Origin of the sequence: Brevundimonas sp. (assembly GCF_036402095.1) — a bacterium.
Taxonomy (GTDB): Bacteria; Pseudomonadota; Alphaproteobacteria; order Caulobacterales; family Caulobacteraceae; genus Brevundimonas.
The window spans coordinates 1-3060 of sequence record NZ_DASWTO010000062.1 but is presented as its reverse complement, the minus strand read 5'-3'; the positions used below and the strand labels follow the sequence as shown (position 1 = coordinate 3060).

General features: G+C 71.5%; 6 protein-coding genes. 3 read left to right on the top strand and 3 right to left on the bottom strand.

The features are described from left to right. On the bottom strand, window positions 1–230 hold a 230-nt coding region (locus VGD32_RS05430; RefSeq protein ID WP_331030886.1), incomplete at its 3' end, for a hypothetical protein. A gap of 165 nt (window positions 231–395) precedes the next feature. Here VGD32_RS05430 and VGD32_RS05425 point away from each other — a divergent pair. Continuing rightward, entirely contained in the window at window positions 396–605 is a 210-nt protein-coding gene (locus tag VGD32_RS05425) for a hypothetical protein (protein WP_331030885.1), read from the top strand. A gap of 3 nt (window positions 606–608) precedes the next feature. On the opposite strand, the gene VGD32_RS05420 is transcribed toward VGD32_RS05425, so the two are convergent. Continuing rightward, window positions 609–1382, bottom strand: coding sequence for a YebC/PmpR family DNA-binding transcriptional regulator (locus VGD32_RS05420; RefSeq protein WP_331030884.1), 774 nt, complete (start codon window positions 1380–1382; stop codon window positions 609–611). Between the two features lie 165 nt (window positions 1383–1547). Here VGD32_RS05420 and VGD32_RS05415 point away from each other — a divergent pair, with 165 nt between their 5' ends. Beyond that, window positions 1548–1748: a hypothetical protein gene (locus VGD32_RS05415; RefSeq protein ID WP_331030883.1), complete on the top strand. Its 201-nt coding sequence runs from the start codon at window positions 1548–1550 to the stop codon at window positions 1746–1748. Here VGD32_RS05415 and VGD32_RS05410 read toward each other — a convergent pair. Next, on the bottom strand, window positions 1745–2182 hold the full coding sequence (locus tag VGD32_RS05410) for a thioesterase family protein (protein WP_331030882.1): 438 nt from the start codon (window positions 2180–2182) through the stop codon (window positions 1745–1747). The two genes, VGD32_RS05415 and VGD32_RS05410, sit on opposite strands and share 4 nt — an antisense overlap. 143 nt (window positions 2183–2325) lie before the next feature. On the opposite strand from VGD32_RS05410, the gene VGD32_RS05405 reads away from it, so the two are divergent. After that, window positions 2326–3060 (top strand): alcohol dehydrogenase catalytic domain-containing protein (locus VGD32_RS05405; RefSeq protein WP_331030881.1); only part of this gene is annotated, 735 nt, incomplete at its 3' end.

The window sequence follows — 3060 nt, the reverse complement described above, 5'->3', positions numbered from 1 at the left end:
CGTCCGCTTTCCGCCGGTCCGGCCGCCCGTTCGGCCCGCCGCGCCTCGGCCTCCACGGCTCGCCGGGCGCGGTAGGGCGCGCCCTCTCGCCAGGCGTCCGCCAGGTGAATCAACGAGACGGTGCCGGCTCCGGCCAGGACCACAGCCGCAGCGGCCGCCGGGGCCAGCCTGCGCCAGCTGCGGCCGGGGCCGGGCGCGGACGCAGCCGGATGCTCGTACTGATGCGTCATGCCGCCTCCCCCGCGCCATCCTGCCGCCGCCGGAGGCGAAAGCAACCTCGTCCACCGGCCGGGACAGGTTCCATGACCCGCGTCCGTCTATGTCGGGAACCCGACGTCCCCTCGCCGGGTTACACCCGGTCTGCGGCCGCCCGCCGCGCGTTCCGGAGCCCCCGCATGGGCCATCCAATCGACCGGCGCCTGCCGCAGGAAGCCTACGACCAGCTTCGGGCCGAGGTGCTGCGCGCCGCGGTGGAGCTGTCGGAAGACCAGCTGATCGACCTGACCGACGCCCTGCACGGACTGATGCGGCTGCGCCGCCCCGGCCGGCCGCTGCGCAACCCCGACGGCTGGGTCACCGACGAGCTGCGCAGCTTCGCCAGCTGAGGCTCAGCCGGCGTATCTGGCCAGGTCCTCGTCCGCGATGTCCTCGTTCGAATAGACGTTCTGCACATCATCTTCGGCGTCGAGCGCGTCGAGCAGCTTCATCAGTGTGCCGACCGCCTCGCCGGTGACGGTGACCTCGGACTGCGGCTTCCAGACGATGGCTGTCGATTTCGGGTCGCCCAGCACCTTCGACATGGCGTCGGCGACCTCGTTGAGATCCTCGAACTTCGTCCAGATGGTGTGGCCCGGCGCGTCCTCGTAGATGTCCGGCTTGACCAGATCGCTTTCGACGTCCTGGGCGCCCGCCTCGATGGCGGCCTCCATGACCTGGTCCTCGCTGCCCGCCTCGGCCGGGTAGATGATCTGACCCACGCGATCCCACATGAAGGCGACCGAGTTCATCTCGCCCAGCGCCCCGCCGTTCTTGGAGAAGGCGGCGCGAATGTTGGAGCCGGCCCGGTTGCGGTTGTCGGTCAGGGCCTCGACGATGATGCCGACGCCGCCGGGTCCGCGGCCCTCGTAGCGGATCTCCTCCATGGTGTCGGCGTCGCCGCTGGAGGCCTTGTTGATGGCGCGCTGGATGACGTCCTTGGGCAGGCTCTCGGCCTTGGCGTTGTTCACCGCCAGGCGCAGGCGCGGGTTCATGGCGGGATCCGGCAGGCCCGACTTGGCGGCGACGGTGATGTCGCGCGACAGCTTGGAGAACAGCTTGGACCGCTGCGCGTCGGCGCGGCCCTTGCGGTGCATGATGTTCTTGAACTTGGAATGGCCGGCCATGAGGATCTCTGTAGTGAGGCGCTGTCGCTCGCGACGCGGTCGCTCGCTGCGTGAGCGCGGTCGCTGTTCGTCGGCGCGCCGTCTAGCGGATGCAGACGCGGCTGTCACGGGCAGGAACCGCCCGCCTCGCCGGGCATTCCGGCACTGACCCCGCCGGAGCCCGCCATGACCGCCGACGACGCCATCCAGGACGCCGACCTCTACTCCGACGAGGACCTTGAGGAGGCCGACATCGTCGAGTGGTACGAGGCCCGCCCGGTCACCGTGCCGGCCGCCGTCGCCATCGGCGCCATCGTCGCCGCCTTCGCCCTCGGCGCCCTGACCGCCGTCGGCGCCCTCGCCCTGATGGGCCGGCTGGACGACTAGCTCTTCAGGCTCTCCAGAAACCCGCGCATCTTGTCGTCGACCGCGACCGGGCGTTTGGTCTCGCGGTCGACGTAGACGTGGACGAAATGGCCGACGGCGGCGGCCTCGTCCTCGTTGTTGCGGAACAGGCCGATCTCGTAGCGGACCGAGGAGGTGCCGACGTGGGCGACGCGGACGCCGGCCTGGATCTCGTCCGGAAAGGCGGTGGGGGCGAAATAGCGGCAGCCCGTCTCGGCGACCAGGCCGATGACCTTGCCATGGTGGATGTCGAGCAGGCCGTTGACGACCAGCAGCCGGTTCACCGCCGTGTCGAACCAGGCGTAGTAGACGACGTTGTTGACGTGGCCGTAGACGTCGTTGTCCATCCAGCGCGTGGAGATGGCCTGGAAGCGGCGGTAGTCGCCGCGCCGGGTCCGCTCGATAGTTCCCGTCATGAAGTCTCCCCTTTTTGGTGCGCGACCGCTCGGCGCGCGGCGCCTCGCTGCTTGAGCGCGTTTCGTGCGGGCTTCGGTCGAGTCCGCTTGGGTCCGAGCCTTGGGCTTGGCGGACGCTGCGTCAAGCGCCTAGCCTCGCTCCGATGAAGACCACCGCCGCCGTCCTCAGAGCCATGGGCGCCGCCCGTCCGTACGCCGGCAGCCGGCCGCTGTCGCTGGAGACGGTGACGCTCGACCCGCCCGGGCCGGGCGAGGTGCTGGTGGCGGTCAGGGCGGCCGGCCTGTGCCATTCCGACCTCCGCGTCATCAACGGCGACCGCCCGCGGCCGATGCCGATGGCGCTGGGCCACGAGGCGGCCGGGGTGGTCGAGGCCCTCGGCCCCGGGGTCGACGATCTGGCCGTCGGCGATCACGTGGTCATGGTCTTCATGCCCAGCTGCGGCCACTGCGATCCCTGCGCCGGAGGACGGCCGGCGCGGTGCGAGCCGGGCGCGGCGGCCAACGGCCGGGGCGAGCTGCTGGGCGGCGGGGTGCGGCTGCACGGCGAGGGCGGCGCGCTGCATCATCATCTCGGCTGCTCGGCCTTCGCCGGCCATGCGGTGGTGTCGCGGCGCTCGCTGGTCAGGGTCGACGCCGACCTCCCGTTCGAGCAGGCGGCGCTGTTCGGCTGCGCGGTGCTGACCGGGGTGGGGGCGGTGGTCAATACGGCGAAGGTGCGCGCCGGACAGTCGGTCGCCGTGGTCGGGCTCGGCGGGGTCGGGCTGTCGTCGGTGCTGGGGGCGCTGGCCAGCGGGGCCAGCCCGGTCGTGGCGGTGGACCTCAGCGAGGACAAGCTGGCGCTGGCGCGTTCCCTCGGCCCGGTGCGGACCGTCAAGGCG

Bases quoted from the DNA above. Each gene is read 5' to 3' on its own strand.
- VGD32_RS05415 (WP_331030883.1), top strand. From the start codon at position 1,548: ATGACCGCCGACGACGCCATCCAGGACGCCGACCTCTACTCCGACGAG.
- VGD32_RS05425 (WP_331030885.1), top strand. From the start codon at position 396: ATGGGCCATCCAATCGACCGGCGCCTGCCGCAGGAAGCCTACGACCAG.
- VGD32_RS05410 (WP_331030882.1), bottom strand. From the start codon at position 2,182: ATGACGGGAACTATCGAGCGGACCCGGCGCGGCGACTACCGCCGCTTC.
- VGD32_RS05420 (WP_331030884.1), bottom strand. From the start codon at position 1,382: ATGGCCGGCCATTCCAAGTTCAAGAACATCATGCACCGCAAGGGCCGC.